General features: G+C 39.6%; 13 protein-coding genes. 7 read left to right on the top strand and 6 right to left on the bottom strand.

What is annotated here, in order from left to right:
- The first annotated feature begins 11 nt into the window (after nucleotides 1–11).
- The 5 genes from AC27JL_RS02385 to pelG are packed head-to-tail and all read left to right on the top strand — an operon-like array spanning nucleotide 12 to nucleotide 5,663.
- Nucleotides 12–527 carry a hypothetical protein gene (locus AC27JL_RS02385; protein ID WP_008132805.1) on the top strand — a complete coding sequence of 172 codons (516 nt, stop codon included), beginning with the start codon at nucleotides 12–14 and terminating at the stop codon, nucleotides 525–527.
- On the top strand, nucleotides 524–1,825 hold the full coding sequence (locus AC27JL_RS02380) for a PelD GGDEF domain-containing protein (protein WP_487194720.1): 1,302 nt from the start codon (nucleotides 524–526) through the stop codon (nucleotides 1,823–1,825). The genes AC27JL_RS02385 and AC27JL_RS02380 overlap by 4 nt, the downstream gene beginning before the upstream one ends.
- Complete coding sequence (locus AC27JL_RS02375; protein WP_487194718.1) at nucleotides 1,818–2,801, top strand: tetratricopeptide repeat protein; 984 nt, start codon at nucleotides 1,818–1,820, stop codon at nucleotides 2,799–2,801. Before AC27JL_RS02380 ends, AC27JL_RS02375 begins: the two co-directional genes overlap by 8 nt.
- Nucleotides 2,794–4,311 carry a GT4 family glycosyltransferase PelF gene (gene pelF, locus AC27JL_RS02370; protein ID WP_487194717.1) on the top strand — a complete coding sequence of 506 codons (1,518 nt, stop codon included), beginning with the start codon at nucleotides 2,794–2,796 and terminating at the stop codon, nucleotides 4,309–4,311. The genes AC27JL_RS02375 and pelF overlap by 8 nt, the downstream gene beginning before the upstream one ends.
- The gene (pelG, locus tag AC27JL_RS02365; RefSeq protein ID WP_010555847.1) at nucleotides 4,299–5,663 is read left to right on the top strand and encodes an exopolysaccharide Pel transporter PelG; all 1,365 of its coding nucleotides are present in this window, start codon (nucleotides 4,299–4,301) and stop codon (nucleotides 5,661–5,663) included. Before pelF ends, pelG begins: the two co-directional genes overlap by 13 nt.
- 58 nt (nucleotides 5,664–5,721) lie before the next feature.
- Here the strand turns inward: pelG and AC27JL_RS02360 are convergent, their stop codons facing one another.
- From AC27JL_RS02360 to AC27JL_RS02350, 3 genes are all read right to left on the bottom strand, one after another.
- Nucleotides 5,722–6,720 (bottom strand): D-Ala-D-Ala carboxypeptidase family metallohydrolase, encoded by a 999-nt coding sequence (locus AC27JL_RS02360; protein WP_487194715.1) that lies wholly within the window; start codon nucleotides 6,718–6,720, stop codon nucleotides 5,722–5,724.
- Between the two features lie 11 nt (nucleotides 6,721–6,731).
- On the bottom strand, nucleotides 6,732–7,988 hold the full coding sequence (locus AC27JL_RS02355; RefSeq protein ID WP_487194714.1) for a L,D-transpeptidase family protein: 1,257 nt from the start codon (nucleotides 7,986–7,988) through the stop codon (nucleotides 6,732–6,734).
- Nucleotides 7,989–8,265: 277 nt separating this feature from the next.
- On the bottom strand, nucleotides 8,266–9,243 hold the full coding sequence (locus AC27JL_RS02350; protein WP_487194713.1) for a DNA topoisomerase IB: 978 nt from the start codon (nucleotides 9,241–9,243) through the stop codon (nucleotides 8,266–8,268).
- Nucleotides 9,244–9,432: 189 nt separating this feature from the next.
- Between AC27JL_RS02350 and AC27JL_RS02345 the strand changes: the two genes are divergently transcribed.
- Together AC27JL_RS02345 and purU are read left to right on the top strand one after the other, a co-directional pair.
- Nucleotides 9,433–11,319 carry a hypothetical protein gene (locus tag AC27JL_RS02345; RefSeq protein WP_006794861.1) on the top strand — a complete coding sequence of 629 codons (1,887 nt, stop codon included), beginning with the start codon at nucleotides 9,433–9,435 and terminating at the stop codon, nucleotides 11,317–11,319.
- Between the two features lie 196 nt (nucleotides 11,320–11,515).
- Nucleotides 11,516–12,346, top strand: a complete 831-nt coding sequence (purU, locus tag AC27JL_RS02340) for a formyltetrahydrofolate deformylase (RefSeq protein ID WP_010555843.1) — start codon at nucleotides 11,516–11,518, stop codon at nucleotides 12,344–12,346.
- Nucleotides 12,347–12,434: 88 nt separating this feature from the next.
- On the opposite strand, the gene AC27JL_RS02335 is transcribed toward purU, so the two are convergent.
- From AC27JL_RS02335 to acs, 3 genes are all read right to left on the bottom strand, one after another.
- Entirely contained in the window at nucleotides 12,435–14,024 is a 1,590-nt protein-coding gene (locus AC27JL_RS02335) for an AbgT family transporter (protein WP_271480497.1), read from the bottom strand.
- 370 nt (nucleotides 14,025–14,394) lie between these two features.
- Complete coding sequence (locus tag AC27JL_RS02330; protein WP_487194712.1) at nucleotides 14,395–15,048, bottom strand: response regulator transcription factor; 654 nt, start codon at nucleotides 15,046–15,048, stop codon at nucleotides 14,395–14,397.
- Between the two features lie 95 nt (nucleotides 15,049–15,143).
- Nucleotides 15,144–17,084, bottom strand: coding sequence for an acetate--CoA ligase (acs, locus tag AC27JL_RS02325; RefSeq protein ID WP_487194711.1), 1,941 nt, complete (start codon nucleotides 17,082–17,084; stop codon nucleotides 15,144–15,146).
- Nucleotides 17,085–17,092 lie beyond the last annotated feature (8 nt).

Raw genomic sequence — 17,092 nt, 5'->3', positions numbered from 1 at the left:
TAGGAGAGAATATGTTTCGCTTAGTTATACTTAGTTTGGTTTTGCTCTTGTCGGCGTGTACTACAAGTCGAATTGCTGATGATATCGAAATTAGCCCAGCAACTACCGTGGCTTTATTACCGCTTGTTAATCATGCACAAACACCACTGGCAGGTGAGCGCGCTGAAGATATTTTAGCAAGTATTTGGCAACAAAATAAGCTACCTAAGTTACTTCGTGCACCAAGAAATAGCAGTAAAGACCTGCCACCTTTAGACGATCAATACCGTTTAAACAACGCAATGCAATGGCTCAATACTCAACAAGCTGACTATGTACTTAGTGGCAGTATTGAAGAATGGCGTTACAAAGCAGGTCTTGATGGAGAGCCTGTGGTTGCACTTACTTTATTGCTTACAAAAAACGGTGAAACAACGCCAATTTGGACCGGCACCATTGCAAAAAGCGGTTGGGGACGCGATAGCATTGCAGCAACTGCGCAAGATGTAATTGCCGATTTAGTGTCTTATATTGAGGTTAGTGAGTGAAAACACATTTCTTACGCCCAAGAGACGTTCCTGAGCTACAGATATGGGCTGAGGTATATTTTTTTACCGCTTTAGCTTTAGGGCTGCCTGTTCTATTTAATGCTGAGGACCCCTATTGGACGCAAGGAGGGTTTTCTTGGCCAGTATTAGGGCCGTTGCTTGTTGCTCTACGCTATGGCTTTTCAAAAGGTTTTATTAGTATTTTAACCTTACTGGTAGGGCAATTATTGCTAATACAAAGCAATATATTAGACCCTCAAAGTGAGTTTAATATTAACGCCATGATTGGCTACATTATTGTAGTTATGGTGGCAGGTGAATTTAGAGATGTATGGGAGCGAACTAATCAACAGCAAAGCATTCAACTAGCCTATGTATCAGACCGACTTGAAAAATTTACGCGCCAGTATCACTTAATTAGCTCATCACATGACCGAATAGAACAAATGCTTGCTGGACATACACTTAGTTTACGTGAGTCATTACAAGCCGTACGAGAATCAATTGGTAAATTAAAAGAAAGACGCTTAGACAGTGCCGCTGAGGTTATTTTAAATCTATTTATAGAATATGGCTCGATAGAAAAAGCAGGCTTATATAAAGTTGAAAACGATAAAATACAAGAGCCTGCACTAGCTAGTATAGGAAAAATGAGCGAGCCATCTAATTCAGACCCATTAATAGCTGCCATGTTTGACGAAAAAGAACTGGTGTCACTTAAAAACCCAAAAGCTTCATCGGGTGAAAGCAAGTATCATATTGCTATTCCATTGATTGATGTGAACGACACAATTTATGGGGCTATTTTAGTTGAAAAAGTGAAGTTTTTTGCTCTCAAAGAAAACACCCTTACTTTACTTGCCGTTATGGCCGGACACATTGGTGACCTACTGCGTCACGAAATCACTAACCCAATAATGACCCGTGAAGAGTCGCCATACTTTAAGCGTCAAGTTAAACACGCAAACAAAGAAGCAAAGCGTTATAAAATTCCTTCACACTTTTTAAAGGTGAACGCGCTAAGTATTAACGATGAATCTCGACGGCTGATGGAGTATTTAACCGAGGCTCGCCGAGGGTTAGACATCTATTTATACGATAATGAAAAACAAGTTCTGTTAATACTGATGCCGCTTGCCGATGAGCTTGAAAAAGATGGTTTTGTAATGCGAATGAATAGCTGGTGTAAAGAACGTACCGGTAAAACATTACAAGAACTCGATATTATTATTGAGCAAGAAGTGGCGTTTCCAGTCAATAAGGATGAATTATCTAAACTGGTAGCCCTACATGATTAAAGTTGTGATAGCCGCCTTAATTGCATGTTTATGCGAGTATTTTGCACTGCAAGAAATTCTTAGTACACCAAACTGGTTTGGTGTAATTTTACTGCATGCCATTGCAAGCATACTTTTTACCTTTGTAAGCTACGTTTTAATTCCTAAAAAATATAAAACAACGCTTATAAATGGCACGCTATTATTATTCTTATTACTGTTTAGCTTACCTGTATTTGGTATTTTAGGTGTTGTGATGGCGCTTACGTTTGCGCTATGTAAGCCACTTAAAAGTGATGATACCGAAATAATAGAGCATGAAATTCCAGAGCTCCCCTTTGAAGTCCCTGATATTTCGGCGAACCCTACTTATTCAATTGGTGGCGTAAAAGCTATTTTAAAATACGCAAGCGAACCTAACAAACGCTTAACTGCAGTAATGGCTGCTCGCCACATGCGCGACAGCCAAGCAATCCCAATATTAAAACTCGCCCTCAAAGATTTAGAAGACGATATACGCTTACTTGCTTACTCAACACTAGATGCCAAAGAAACAAAATTAAACGAAAAAATTAGTGCATATCAGCAACAAATAGCTAACACCACAAAGCAGCCTGAGCTGAGTAACTTACAACAACAATTAGCACACGTGTATTGGGAGCTTAGTTATTTAGGGCTTGCACAAGGTGCTCTAAAAACATATGTATTAGAAAAAGCTGAAGCACTCAGTTTACAAAGTATTGAGTACGCACAAAAACCAGCCAATTATGTATTTTTAGGGCGTGTTTATTTAGCGCTTGGTTATTACGAACGTGCGCTTGATTTTCTTGTACAAGCAACTGAATTAGGTATGGCGCGTCGCCATGTTTTACCCTACAAAGCCGAAGTTGCCTTTTGCATGAATAAGTATGATGACTGTAAACGCTACTTAAGGGAGCTACCCGAACAACCTAAAGGGAGCGAAATTCGCCAATTACAGGAGTATTGGAATGCCTAAACCCAATGCCGATATATTATTATTATTAGAAGGTACTTATCCTTATGTTCGTGGGGGGGTATCAAGTTGGGTTCATCAAATTATTGAAGGGCTACCTCATTATAACTTTGAGCTTATTTTTTTAGGCGGTGCTTCTGAGCACTATGGCGATATTAAGTACACACTTCCAAAAAATGTTACAAAATTGCATGTTCATTATCTAGTAGAGCAAAATAATACTGATATAAAAGCAAAGCACGGCGTTAAATATAAAAAAGAGTTGTTTGAGTTTTGGCAGCAACTGCAAAGTTATTTTAGAGACGCAAAAGAGCCTATTCCCACCGAGTTACTTGAATTTACATTTGAACAACTTGGGCAAAAAAACGGTATAAACGAAGCTGACTTTTTATATAGCGAGTCATCTTGGCAGGTATTGGCTGACTACTATTTAACATTTTGCGACGAATCATCTTTTATTGATTTCTTTTGGTCGTACCGTAATTTGTATAAGCCTTTGTTTAAAATTGCAGATATTGCCCGCCAATTACCGAATGTTAAACTTATACACTCTATTTCTACAGGCTATGCTGGTTTTTTAGGTGCAGGTGCAAGCGTAATTAATAACACGCCTTACTTATTAACAGAGCACGGTATTTATACGAAAGAGCGAAAAATAGACTTAATTCAAGCCGATTGGATAAAAGAGTCTGAAGCTATTTTAGGTAAAAACTTAAATACCGAAATGGGCTTTATTCGCCGAATGTGGATCACTTTTTTCGAGCAAATTGGCCGCACGAGTTACCACCAAGCCGATAGAATAATTTCACTATACGAAGGTAATAGGCAGCGCCAAATTAAAGATGGAGCCTGTGAGAAGCGCTCTTTAGTCGTACCAAACGGCATTAAAACCGCTCACTACGCTAAAGCACTGGCTGCACGTTCTAAAACTATTCCATTAACAGTAGGCTTAATTGGGCGTGTAGTACCAATCAAAGACATTAAAACCTTTATTCGTGCCATTAAAGAAGTGCAATCAAGCATGCCCGCAATAGAGGGATGGATCATAGGTCCTTTTGAAGAAGACCCAAAGTACTACAAAGAGTGCCAGTTACTGGTGGGCAGCCTTGAGTTACAGAACAGCGTGAAGTTTTTGGGTATGCAAAATATAGCTGAAATACTCCCTAAGTTAGGCCTTGTTGCATTAACATCTATTTCTGAAGCCCAACCCTTAGTGTTACTAGAAGCAATGGCAGCAGGCGTACCTGTTCTAGCCAGTGATGTTGGCTCGTGTCGAGAAATTATTGAAGGTGCCACAGAACAAGACAAGGCTTTAGGTAAAGCAGGTGAAGTTGTTTCTATTGCATCGCCAAGCGATACAGCCATACAAATTACAAACATACTTAATAACGACGATAAATGGCATGAGTATCAATCAAGCGGCTTAAAGCGTGTAAAAGCATTTTATGACGAAAGCCACATGTTTGCCCGATACGACAAGCTTTATAAGGATACAATGTCATGGCCGGAATAGGTTTTGAGATACGAAAAATTCTCAAAAAAAATACCCTCCTCTCTGTTTTTGAAGCCTATAGCTACGCTGGTCTCATCGGTTCAGGCCCTTGGTTATTGTCGATCATCGCTCTAATGCTTATTGGTATTTTAAGCCTTGGGATAGTATTACCTAAGCTGTTAATTATTCAGTTTCTAACCCTGATAACTTACATGATGGCGGCCTCGTTAATATTAACTGGCGGCTTACAGCTTATGCTAACGCGCTTTGTGGCAGATTTATTTTTTACAAAAGACGACGACTCAGTACTCCCCAATTTACTTGGTGCACAACTTATTACAACGATTGGTGCATTACTGGTTGGATTTGCTGTTTGGCCATTTTTACCTTTACCCGTTGTAACCAAAATTATTATTTTAGGTGGCTTTGTTAGCCTTTGTAATCAATGGCTTGGTGCTATATTTTTATCGGGTATGAAAGAGTATCGGCTTATTTTAATCACTATGCTCAGCGGGTACGCGTTTATGGTGCTACTTGCATTATTACTACGTGACTGGCAATTAGATGGACTCTTTTTTGCTTTTTTTGCAGGTGAGGCACTGTTATTTTTTAGTTTTTTATTCATGATTATTCGTCGATACCCAGGTAATAAACTAATAAGCTTCGACTTTATGAGTCGAAAAAAAGTCTATTACATGCTGTTCTTTTGCGGGCTATTTTACAACATTGGCGTTTGGGCAGATAAAATTTTGTTTTGGTTTTCACCAAGTACATCCATACATATTATAGGCCCCCTTAGAGCTAGCCCAATTTACGATCTCCCCATATTTTTGGCCTATTTATCAATTATCCCCGGCATGGCGGTATTTTTAGTAAGAATGGAAACTGACTTTGTAGAACAATATGACCGGTTTTATTCTGCGATAAGGGGCGGCTCCTCGCTCGAAGAAATTTACTTTTTAAAAGACAACATGATAACGACAGCCCGAGGTGGCTTGTACGACATATTTAAAATTCAAGGCATTACTGTTGCGTGTTTACTATTGTGGGGCGAACAAATTCTAACCTACATTGGGATTGATCCTAACTATAAAACACTACTTTTTATTGATGTAGTAGGCGTAGGCGTGCAGGTAATATTTTTATCTATTCTCAATATTTTGTTCTATCTTGATAAGCGCTTTACTGTGTTGGTTCTTTCGGGCCTATTTTTAGCATTAAACATTGTGCTCACGTATTTATCTATTGCACTTGGGCCACAATTTTATGGCTACGGATTTGCCCTTTCTACAATAATTACTTCTGTAGTTGGCTTGTTTTGGTTATCTAGGCAGTTTGAAGACCTAGAATACGAAACGTTTATGTTGCAATAAAAACACTTACACCTAATAAAAAGTAGCTAATATATTTATAGTTTATTAGGTGTAAACTTTATTTACTTACCCAGCGGGCTTTAAAACCACGTGTATCTACATGTATAAATGCCCCTCGGTGAGGTTTAGGGCCATAAACGCCCAACCCACCTAATAAGCCTTTAAATGATTCGCGTCTGGCTAAAGACTCTACAATATTTGCCATCACTTTTGCGTCTTCAATAGTGTATTTTGCATCTTTATTGATATCATCCATACGGTAATTTCCATCGTTATCGATAAAAATATCTGCTGCGTCTCCAAACACATGACGGCTCAGTTTCACATTCCCAATGGCTTTATTGTAATAAGGTGTTCGGTAACCACTCATCACCACCATGTTACTAACTGGAATGCCTTCTAAAATTAGTTCCTTACGAATCATTTCTAACTTTAGCAGCAGTTTATTTTGTAAAAAAAGATACTTGGGATGATTGCTTTTTTGCTTACTCACAAACTCTTTTAAAGAAAAGTGAGGCGATAATTTGGTACTTTCATTCTCAGGAGTCACCTCAACAAACCCGTCAGGAACAATATAGTGCTTTGAATCTTTAATTTGCGATGGCTTCGGGTAGTGCCCTATTTGGTAATATTTTAGCTTTCCGCCCTCTACTCTATCGGCAGGTACTTTTACAAACACGTTAATTTTCATACGCTGTTTTTTATTTGGCGATTCAATTATTACCGATGTTAAGCCGGGAGTATCCGGTGCCTGCCATTGCCAACGGTTAGTATCATTTAGCATGAACTTTTCATCGCTAATTAATGTGTAAGCATCGGACGATTGCGCATATAGCACTTCAAATTCAACCTGCTCATTGGGCATTACAAACACCGAAAAAAGTGAGTATGGCATGACAATATCGTTAATTTTTAAACTAAATTCTGCGTCCTCAAAAGCAGGCCTGTTTTGTATATCAACAACCTGATGAGCCGTTTTAGCAGGCTGAGAAGCAAATAAATGCGTACTAAGCAGAGTAGTCAGCATACTAATTAATAAAATACCGATTAATTTCATATTACCTCTCATTATTTACTTTCTAATAATGCTGCAATAACCGACTGGTTATCATTTTTTAGGAGTGCTTTTTGATCGCGTTTGTAAATATCATCTCTAAAATTAACGAGCTTGTTTTCATCCACCCACGCAGTCCAATAAACTAAATGAATGGGTAATGGCTCGTCCAAATAAAATGTTTGTGTGCTGTTTTCATTTCGTGCATCGTTAACTTGTGCCAATGCATGCTCTTCACCTTGGTGTTTAATTATTTCTTGAGCAAGTGAAAAAGGGTCTTCAATTCTTATGCAGCCATGCGATAACGCACGTCTTGTTTGGCTAAATCGCTGCTTTGCAGGTGTATCATGTACATATATAGCCTCAGGGTTAGGGAACAAATATTTTACTTCACCAAGGGGATTTTTTTCACCCGCACGCTTCACTAAAAAATGGTCAAATTGATAAGGCTTAATTGAATCCCAATCAATATTATTTGGGTTAACTGTTTGTGAGTCTATGTAGCTGTTTTTTCTGATTTCAATATTGTTTTTAACAAGGTAATCAGGATCTTCTGCTACTTTAGGGGCTATTTCCCTAGTAGCAATTGAAATAGGTATGCGCCACTCAGGGTTAACAACAAATTTTTCTATTTCGTCACTAAATGCCGGTGTTTCCCAACTAGGTTTACCAACAATCACGTTGTTTTGAAGTTTTACATCTCCTACTTTCACATAACGCAACTGATACTCAGGAATATTTACATACACGTACTGTTCATCGCTCGAACCAGCAAAGTTGGTAATGCGATAAAAGTTTAACTTTAACTTATTGAGTTTTTGCTCAGCTGAAATATTAAGTTTAGCAAACGTGTTTTTGCCAACTCGTCCATCAACGTTTAAGCCATGGCGATGTTGAAACTGCTTTACAGCGCGCTCAATATGTTTATCAAAAATGCACGGCGCTTTAGTGCATACGTTAGTGAGTAAATCTTGTTCTTGAAATAAACGCATAGCAAGTAAACTTACCGCTTTACTGTTACTACCTAGTTCAAGCAACTCGCTGGCGGGTAAAGAAATAAACCCACCGCGATTCACTATTTCTTGGTACCAATTAATCGCTTTTTCAGTACGCTTTATTAACTGGGCTGAGTATTGATCAAAGTAATAGCTATCTTTAGTTTGCGTGTAGCGCTGCGAGCTGTAGGTGGTCAGTGATGAGCTGGCAAGTAAAACACCATCAAGATCATCACTCGCGAGTAAAGGTGAAGCAAACATGCTTGCTAAGCTCACAAACAAAGCCCCCTTCAAAGTAGCTTTGTTTGTTTTGGTAAAACCTTTTTTTGTAAATAGTCCCTTCACGTTGCGCCCCTCGCTAAATAGTGTTGATAAATGCATGTGTACTTGCCGTTTAATTATCAACGAAAGGTGCAATGTCAGTGCCAAAAACAAAATCAACACTAAGACACTGAAAAGGTTGAATTTATTAAAAACAAATCATTTCATTTAAGTTACAATACAAACTGCTTGTGTAATAAATATACTCAAGTGTGTAAAGTTGCTATGTCGATTAATCGCTTAAAAACGCTAAAAAACCACGTTCGTATCTGCTTAAATACTTAGTCTTGCGAGGTAACGTAAGTGACTCACGCCACGCATTTTGAGCTGCTTCATCTTCTTTACACAGTGTAATTAAATCAGGGTGAACATAAGATTTGCGTGCTATTGCTGGGGTATTACCTAATTGCTGAGATACACAATCGAGCATGCTTTTTAAGGTAAGTGCGCCTTTGGCTTTAGCTAGCTGCTTAAAAGCAATAACGCTTGCTCGCCAGGTTCTAAAATGTTTTGCACTAAACTCCTCCCCCATTATGTGCTGTATATATTGGTTTATTTCGCTCGATGTTACGTTAGTGCGCTCACCTTCACTTATATACTGAAATAGATGTTGCCCAGGTAAATCTTGTAAGTCTTTAATTACATGGCTTAGTACTCTGTCAGTAATGTTGACCTCACGCTCTTTTCCAGATTTAGCTCGGTATTTTAACTGAATATTTTTCCCAGTCAGCTTTGCGTGTCGGGTGCGTAAGGTTGTAGCGCCAAAGCTTTTGTTTTGTTTTACGTTTCGCTCGTTACCGACTCTAAGTGCCCCTAAGTCCATAAGCCTAACTACAGCCGCTAATGTACGTTCTACATTAAGCTCACTGCCTTGTAAGTCTGACTCTAAGCGAGCTCTTAATAAAGGGAGTTTATGGCCAAATACACCACACGCCTGGTATTTTTTGGCTTCTTGCTGGGCTCTAAACTCTGGGTGGTATCGGTATTGTTTTCTCCCTTTACTGTCAAATCCTGTCGCTAAAATATGTCCGTTTTCTTCGGGGCAAAACCATGCGCTTTTATAAGCAGGCGGAAATGCTAAGGCATTCAAACGCTCAATAACCGCTTCATCTTTTATTACTTTGCCAATAGGATCGAAATACTGCCATTGCTTGCTTTTAAGCTTTCGAGTGATACCAGGTAAATTATCATCCACATAAATTAACTTCATAATCACTGCACTCCGTTTTGATCAATGACAACCTATAAAACATTTAAACTAACATATTCAAATAACCTTAAACTGAACACTATTATTGATATACAATCAAAAATTAAGCAATAATGTTTAAAGTGCATACGTTATTGTAACTCTGCTGATATTCCCTTTTTTGGATGTGCTATTTATAAGGAGCATTTAATGGCTTTTGATTATGGATCAATCGATCTTGGACTAAAAAACCCTTTTAAACTAGAAGGTAAAGTAAAGGCTGTAAGAGGGCTGATTGAGGCTGTTGTGGGTGTTAGCCTGTTAGTTACCGCATCTAGCTCTGTAAAAGATGACGCTACCGCAGGTTGGATTTTGATGATATTTGGCATGTTAATACTCGCACTAGGTATTCGTACCTTATCTGGCGGTATATATGCCACACTTAAGTACTTTGTAGGTAGAAATCACCCTACATCGCTGGCGTTTAACTTTAGTAAATCGCAAACCTCAACTGCACAAGAAGAAAAAAACGAAGTAGCCTACACAGCACAAACATTAGAGGAAATGCTTGTTGGGCGCAAAAACAGTACGTTCAAAGAACCAAACGGCTTTTTATCTCGCTTACTACACAGCTTAATACCAAAACTATTATTTCTACCCTATCCAATACGTAATGTTGCCCAACGTTTATTTGGCTCATGGGTTAGCACGCTGGTTGCACTTATTGCTTATGCGTTGGTTGCATTTGTATCACTGTCAGGCTTTACAGGCGAAGCAGGAGAACTTGCTTTTCCGATATATAGCGCAATTTTAATGTTTTACGTGCTGTTTTCTTGGCGTTCGTCTGGTAAACCCATTTCACGAAATGCCGAAAAAAACATTGAAGCCTTGGGTACGGGTGCGCTTGCTAAAATCATTTCCTTATCGTTTATATTACCCATTGCTATAGGGCTTTCTATGTCGTGGCTAATGCAAGAGCAACGCATTAGTAAACAACAAATAGACAACTGGCTAGAACAATTACCTAGCCTTAATGCTGGACTGTATTTAACAGCCATTATTATACTCGCTACACTAAGTTGCGCCCTTGTGTTTGTAATGATTAAAGCTCGTTTAAATATTGTGACCCCCACTGCCGAGGTATCAGAACTGAGAGAGAACTGGCAAGAGTCTGTTCATCCCGATGAAATTTTTATAAACCTTGATAATTTAGTGATGGCAAACCGTCGTTACAAAGAAGTACCTAATAGGGTTTACCGTGAGCTAGATCCTAAATTACAAGAGCAAATTGAAGGTAAAGGCGGCTTTAAAGGTGAAATGATTCAAGAAATCCAACCTAAACTGCACACGATGGATTTAGGTAAGCACTTTAGTCTTTCGCGTTTAATTGCGTTAATTAGCGGTAACTTACTTTATATTGTAGCGCTTACTTTTACCGTATTACTTGCCTACTCGTTTATTAATATTTACCACTATATTGATGCAGCAAATATAAATAGCATTGAGCAAGCGTTTAATAATCAAAATATTATTGAGTTTAGTGAACTGCTAATGGCAAGTGTTCACTTATTACTGATTGGTGTATTAATTAAAGCCTTTGCCCAGCTGCTAAGCAACAGTGCACACTTGTTTTTTGCCGAAATGCAATTTGAATCTTTACTGGTATATTTTAAATGCGAAGGCACATTTACTGAGTCAAAAATATCAACAGGTACAGGTATTCACGATAGCACTCGTTCAGAAAACACCTTAGTGCGCAGCAGCATAACACCTTGGGTGATTGTTTCGCGTGTCGTTTCGACAACCTTTGCCGCAACAGGTATGAAAAACCTTGAGCATCCTCGCCATATTATGGAAATGCACAAAGATGAAGGTCAATTACAAGCAATCAAAAAAGATGTAATCGCCTTTTTGAAAGACCGCGAATCTATAGCCTCTATTACGAGTGAACGCGATTTAGGTAATGCATCTCAACTACATCAGTTGAATCAACAAACTCGCGCAATGCCTATGCAACCTACTCTAACTAAAGACGATGAAGAAGCCGCTGGGTTTTTACGTCAAGAAGACGACTTGGCGTCTGAGCCAAAAAAATAGCATTTTCAGATAAATGCCACCTGTATAATTGGGTGGCATTTTTATTTACCTAAATATGCCCCACCGCTATGTAACGTCTAAATTAAACTAAAAGCGTGCAATAACATGATTAATATTTGATTAGCCCACAAAGCCCTTGCTTTATGTTTTAAAACACAAATAATGAAACATTAATCACAGGGTAAGAATGAGGAAAATGAGTTACATACTAACCACCCAATGTGCCGACGATGTGGGCTTAATTGCTAAAATCACCGGGCTTTGTCATCAAAATAACTTGAACATTACTCGTAATAACGAATTTGTAGACAAAGACGCCAAACGTTTCTTTATGCGCACTGAGCTGACGGGGCAACCACAAAGTGACTTTTTAGAGCAGCTACGCGCTTTATTACCTGAAGGCGCCAAACTTGCATTGCACGACGATGCAAAAACTAAAGTGGTGCTGCTTGCCACCAAAGAAGCACACTGCTTAGGTGGTATGCTATTAAAACAGTTTGAGCAAACACTTAATATTGAAGTGCTAGCTGTTATTGCTAACTACCCTGATTTAGAACCACTTGCTAAAGGTTTTGGTGTGCCATTTCATGTGGTATCGCATGTTGGGCTAAGCCGAAGTGAACATGACCAACAAGTAGGTGACTTAATTGCTAGTTATAACCCAGATATAATTGGTTTAGCCAAGTATATGCGTATTTTAAGCCCTGAATTTGTAGGCCGCTTTGACGGTAAAATTATTAATATTCATCACTCTTTTTTACCCGCATTTATTGGTGCAAAACCGTATCATCAGGCATTTGAGCGCGGCGTAAAAATTATTGGTGCAACGGCTCACTTTGTAAATAATGAATTAGATGAAGGCCCAATTATTTTACAAGACGTGACAAGTGTGACACACGCTAACACAGCTGAAATGATGGCAAAAATGGGTAAAGACGTTGAAAAAACGGTTTTTTGTAAAGCGTTGCAACTCGCTTCAGAGCACAAGCTATTTATAAATGGCAATAAAACCGTTGTATTTAGCTAGGACGCGTTAACCTTTGTGGTTATACCATGCTCATTTGCTAAAAAAAGCCAGCTAAGCTGGCTTTTTTATTGTTCGCGAAAATAAGTAATTACGGTGTGTAATACGTAGGAGACTCAGGCCCTACAGGCATACCCAGTAAAAATACCCAAACATAAAACAAAATAACCCAGCCAATAAAAAATACAATACTGTATGGCAGCATGGTAGCAACCAGCGTACCTATGCCCATGTCTTTTTTATACTTAACAGCCACGGCTAGTATTAGACCAAAATAACTCATCATCGGGGTTATCAAGTTTGTTACCGAATCACCAATACGGTAAGCCGCTTGAATTGTTTCTGGCGCGTAGCCTATTAACATAAGCATAGGAACAAAAATAGGCGCTGTAATAGCCCATTGTGCTGACGATGAGCCTAAGCTTAGGTTTACTAACGCACACATTAAAATAAACAGAACAAATACTTCAGGGCCTGTCAGGTTTAAAGCTTGCAAAAGCGCCGCACCGTTTATAGCTAAAATGGTGCCTAAATTAGTCCACTTGAAAAATGCGACAAATTGCGCCGCAAAAAAGACTAGCACAATATATAACCCCATTGAGCTCATGCTTTTACTCATGGCATTAATAACATCTTTATCGTTTTTCATGGTGCCAACAACACGGCCATACACAAAACCAGGAATACTAAATGTCACAAATATAATAACCACAATCCCTTTTAAAAAAGGAGAACCCGCAACTTCACCGGTTGCAGGGTTTCGTAAAATGCCATCGTCAGGAACGATGGTCCAAGCAAGTAATAAAGAAACTACTAATAAAGAAACGCCAGCCCATTTTAGACCTGATTTTTCTTGTTGAGTAAGGGTGTCTATGCTGTTTTGAGACAGATCAATACCGGCTTCGTCTGGGTTATATTTACCTAAACGTGGCTCTACTATTTTTTCAGTCACCAAAGTACCTAGTACTGAAATTAATAGCACCGATATCATCATAAAATACCAGTTTGCCTCTGCGCCAACAACATAGGTTGGGTCGATCATTTGAGCCGCAGGAGTTGTAATACCAGCAAGAAGTGGGTCAATAGTTCCTAATAATAAGTTAGCACTATAGCCACCCGACACGCCTGCAAATGCAGCGGCAAGGCCAGCTAAAGGATGACGTCCTAAACTGTGAAAAATCATCGCTGCGAGTGGAATTAAAACCACATAACCTAGCTCTGAGGCGGTATTAGACATAATAGCGGCAAACACCACCATAAACGTAACTAAACGTTTAGAAGCGCCCATTACCATGCCTCGCATGGCTGCAGAGAGCAAACCCGAGTGCTCAGCAACGCTTACACCAAGTAGTGCAACCAACACGGTACCTAAGGGTGCAAACCCCGTAAAGTTAGTGACAAGCCCAGCCATAATGCGCTGTAAACCTTCAGCGCTTAATAAGCTTACGACTTCAATAACGCCATCAGCGTCGCGCCCTGGCGCACCTACCGGGCGAGGGTCTATCGCACTTAATCCAAACCAATCTGCAATACCGCTAAACACAACAATTGCCACTGCAAATATTGCAAATAGTGTAATTGGATGAGGCAGCATATTGCCTAAAAATTCGACGGTGGCTAAAAACCGATTAAATAACCCCTTATTTGGGTTGTTGCTAGGTGAGTGTGTGGAGTCTGTCATACCCTGCTCTTAAAGTTATAAAATTGCCGTAACCTAGCATTATTTGTAATTTAGATCATGTATAAAAGGTGAATGGGTTGTGAGTAAAGTTAGATAACACAAAAGCAGGAATATATTGACCTTTTGTAATTAATTACGCCGTTTAATGTTAGACAAAGCAAAAGGGATAGGTATTAGGCGTGTTTTTCATAAGTGAAAGATAAAAAAGCATAAGTGCTAAGCAGACGCTGCCTAAAGGGGTTAACCTACGCCTGCCCTAAATTAAATGCGTTTCAAATCATAGCCGACAATATTCCCATTCGCTAAAATGCCAATTCAAAATAGCGGGTAAAATATAACGGTAATAAATCGCTTCAAAGCCCTTAAACTATTATTGAGCTGGCTCAATAGGCTCTAGTTGTAATTTAGCAGCGATCAGTACGGCTTGCGTGCGGTTATAGACACCGAGCTTTCTAAAAATCGCGGTAATGTGTGCTTTTACTGTTGCTTCTGAAATATGCAACTCATAAGCAATTTGCTTATTGAGTAATCCTTCATGCAAATATTGTAAAACGCGGTATTGCTGAGGTGTAAGAGAAGCGACTTGCGCTGCAATTTCTCTGTCTTCACCTTCAATTTCGGCTACTTTGTTTTTAAGCTCTTTTGGCAGCCATGTAAAACCTTCAAGTATTTGGTTAATTGCATTGGCAATATCGTCCGATGACGATGATTTGGGAATGAACCCCATAGCACCATAACCCATGACTTTAGAGACAATATTAACATCTTCACTGCCTGAAACCACAGCAATCGGTAAACTTGGGTACTCTTCTCGGATACGAATAAGACCATACAAATCACCATTACCTGGCATATGAAGGTCTAGCAGTAATATATCAAGATCTTCTTGCTCGCTTAGCACTTGCAATGTGCTATCAAAATCTGACGACTCGAATACTTCTAGCCCTTCAAATTTTGCGCTCAGTGCGCCCTTTAGTGCTTCACGAAATAACGGATGATCGTCCGCTATTAAAAACTGACTCATGGTTCACTCCTAAAAATTCGGCTGATACTTATTACTAAGTAACAGCCGATATACTACGTTTAGAATTAACTTGTAATCAAGCTTTTAACGCGTATTTATCGATTTAATCGATTATCGATAAGTTCATCCACTACCGACGGATCAGCAAGGGTTGACGTATCACCCAATTGCTCGTGCTCATTGGCAGCAATTTTGCGCAAAATACGACGCATTATTTTACCTGAGCGTGTTTTAGGTAAACCCGGAGACCATTGAATCATATCTGGAGAGGCTATTGGGCTGAGCTCTTTACGAACCCAATTACGAACCGCTGTTGTAAGCTCATCACTCACCGTCACCCCTTCGTTAGGCGTAATATAAACATAAATGCCTTGGCCTTTAATATTATGCGGGTAACCTACTACAGCAGCCTCTGCCACAGCTTCATGGGCAACTAATGCGCTTTCTATTTCAGCAGTGCCTAAACGATGCCCAGATACATTGAGTACATCATCAACACGCCCTGTTATCCAGTAATAGCTATCTTCATCACGACGACAACCATCACCGGTAAAGTAAACGCCAGGGTATGCACTAAAGTAAGTTTGTTCAAAACGCTCATGGTCGCCATAAACGGTACGCGCTTGTGATGGCCAGCTATCTAAAATAACTAAATTACCGTCAACCGCGCCCTCTAGTGTATTTCCCTCTGCATCAAAAAGTGCCGGAGCAATACCAAAAAATGGATGGGTTGCAGAACCCGGCTTCGTGTCTGTAGCACCAGGTAGTGGCGTGATCATAATGCCACCTGTTTCTGTTTGCCACCAGGTATCCACAATTGGACAATTAGATTTACCTATACTCTCGTAGTACCAGTTCCATGCCTCTGGGTTAATTGGCTCACCTACTGAACCCAAAATACGTAAACTATCGCGATGTGAAGTTGCGGTAGGCTCATCACCTTTGGCCATTAATGCTCGAATCGCTGTAGGCGCAGTATATAAAATAGTGACACCATGCTTATCAACCACCTCACCCATTCTTCCTGCGCTTGGGTATGTAGGTACGCCTTCAAATACAACTTGTGTACACCCATTCACCAGCGGTCCGTATGCAATATAACTGTGCCCAGTGATCCAACCTACATCGGCACTACACCAATACACATCATCATCTTGTAAATCAAATACGTACTCGTGAGTCATTGACGCATAAACTAAGTAACCGCCAGTTGTGTGTACAACCCCTTTAGGTTGGCCTGTTGAACCTGATGTATACAAAATAAATAGCGGATCTTCTGCGTTCATTGGCTCTGGTTCACACTGTGCTGGTAAGTCAGCGACTAAGTCGTGCCACCAAATATCGTGATCGTGCCAATCAACTTCACCACCTGTTAACTGATGTACAATCACGTGCTCAATAGTGGTTACAGAATCTTGTAATACGGCTTCATCAACATTCGCTTTTAATGGCACGCAGTTACCTGCACGTCGGCCTTCATCTGATGTAATGACCACTTTAGCACCAGAGTCTTTAATACGGTCAGCGATTGCCGAAGGTGAAAAGCCACCAAATACAACTGAGTGAATGGCACCAATGCGAGCACACGCCTGCATAGCGTAAATAGCCTGCGGGGTCATTGGCATGTAAATAGCAACTCGGTCACCTTTTTGCACACCTAGCTTTTTTAAACCATTAGCAAATTTGGCCACTTCGTCGTGTAATTGCTGATACGTAATGTTTTCGCTTTGTGACGGGTCATCACCTTCCCAAATAAGTGCAATTTTATCGGCTTTGGTTTTTAAATGACGATCAATACAATTATAAGAGGCATTTAAGAATCCATCTTCATACCATTTGATACTGATGTGCCCTTTATCAAAAGAGGTGTTTTTAACTTTAGTATAAGGAGTAGACCAATCGAGGCGTTGCCCATGCTCTCGCCAGAAGCTTTCGGGGTCATTAATTGACTGCTGGTACATCGAATTATATTTATTTTTATCAACGAGTGTTGTGTCTTTTATATGATTAGGAACAGGATAGATACTTTGTGACATCTTAGTCT

This window comes from Pseudoalteromonas sp. 4NS20-0020, from assembly GCF_057554385.1.
Note: the sequence above shows the minus strand (reverse complement) of the source record. Positions and strands in the feature narration are given on the sequence as shown.